The organism is Pseudomonas sp. Xaverov 83, assembly GCF_019352905.1.
In the GTDB taxonomy this organism is placed as follows: Bacteria; Pseudomonadota; Gammaproteobacteria; order Pseudomonadales; family Pseudomonadaceae; genus Aquipseudomonas; species Aquipseudomonas yamanorum.
This window is the reverse complement of record NZ_JAAAFU010000038.1, coordinates 110,630-112,351: the sequence shown is the minus strand read 5'-3', so window position 1 is coordinate 112,351 and position 1,722 is coordinate 110,630. Positions and strand designations below refer to the sequence as shown.

Genomic DNA, 1,722 nt, shown 5'->3' with positions numbered 1-1,722 from the left:
TCGTTGACCGGTGTCTGGAAAACCACGGTGCCCGTGGTTTTACCCGCGTCGATAGTGATCACCTGTCCGTTGGACAGAGTCACGGTCACTGGCGCATGCGCTTCATTCGAAAGCGTGGCGGTGTAAGTGATCTGGCCGCCTTCAGTGATCGCGGTGTCATTAGTCGACAAGGTCACGGTAGTGGTGTCGATCGAATCCGAAATGACGGTAGTCGGCGGATTGGTGTTGTCCGGAACCAACTTCTCGAAGTTGCCGCCAGTAGCCGCAGTAATTGTGGTGCTGACGGTGGAACCGTTGTTGTAGACGTCGTTGACCGGAGTCTGGAAAACCACGGTACCCGTGGTTTTTCCCGCGTCGATGGTGATGACCTGGCCGTTGGACAGTGTCACGGTCACTGGAGCATGAGCTTCGTTGCTCAATGTCGCGGTGTAGGTGATCTGGCCGCCTTCAGTGATCGCAGTGTCGGTGGTCGACAGCGTCACCGTCGTGGTGTCGATTGAATCGGAGATAACAGTGGTCGGTGGATTGGTATTGTCTGGGACCAGCTTCTCGAAGTTGCCACCGGTAGCGGTGGTAATCGTGGTGCTAACAGTGGAACCGTTGTTGTAGACGTCGTTGACTGGCGTTTGGAAAACCACGGTGCCCGTGGTTTTACCCGCGTCGATGGTGATGACCTGGCCGTTAGACAGAGTCACGGTCACCGGCGCATGCGCTTCATTCGAAAGCGTGGCGGTGTATGTGATCTGACCCCCTTCGGTGATCGCAGTGTCGTTGGTCGACAGCGTCACGGTGGTGGTGTCGATCGAATCCGAAATGACAGTGGTCGGCGGATTGGTATTGTCCGGAACCAGCTTTTCGAAGTTGCCGCCAGTGGCCGTCGTAATCGTGGTGCTGACTGTGGAGCCGTTGTTGTAAACGTCGTTTACCGGCGTTTGGAAAACAACGGTACCGGTGGTTTTGCCAGCATCAATGGTGATCACCTGGCCGTTAGACAGGGTCACGGTTACCGGCGCGTGAGCCTCGTTGCTCAATGTAGCGGTGTAGGTGATCTGCCCACCTTCAGTGATCGCAGTGTCGTTGGTCGACAAGGTCACGGTAGTGGTGTCGATCGAATCCGAGATAACAGTGGTCGGCGGATTTGTATTGTCTGGGACAAGTTTCTCGAAGTTGCCGCCAGTGGCCGTCGTGATTGTGGTGCTAACGGTTGAGCCGTTGTTGTAAACGTCATTGACCGGGGTCTGGAAAACTACGGTACCGGTGGTTTTACCGGCATCAATGGTGATCACCTGTCCGTTGGACAAGGTCACGGTCACCGGCGCATGCGCTTCATTAGAAAGCGTTGCGGTGTAAGTGATCTGGCCACCTTCAGTGATCGCAGTGTCGTTAGTCGACAAGGTCACGGTGGTGGTGTCGATCGAGTCCGAGATAACAGTGGTCGGCGGATTGGTATTGTCCGGGACCAACTTCTCGAAGTTGCCACCGGTAGCGGTGGTGATAGTGGTGTTGACGGTGGAACCGTTGTTGTAGACATCGTTGACGGGGGTTTGGAAAACCACAGTGCCGGTGGTTTTACCTGCGTCGATGGTGATGACCTGTCCGTTGGACAGGGTCACGGTCACTGGCGCATGCGCTTCATTCGAAAGCGTGGCGGTGTAAGTGATCTGACCGCCTTCGGTGATCGCAGTGTCGTTAGTCGACAAGATCACAGTGGTGGTGTCGATC

The 1,722-nt window shown here is 55.7% G+C and carries 1 protein-coding gene; it reads right to left on the bottom strand.

All coding sequences use genetic code 11. The annotated features are described in order from the left end of the window. Positions 1 to 1,722, bottom strand: a 1,722-nt coding sequence (locus K0H47_RS31080; protein ID WP_374106756.1) for an immunoglobulin-like domain-containing protein, incomplete at both ends; no start/stop codon positions are given.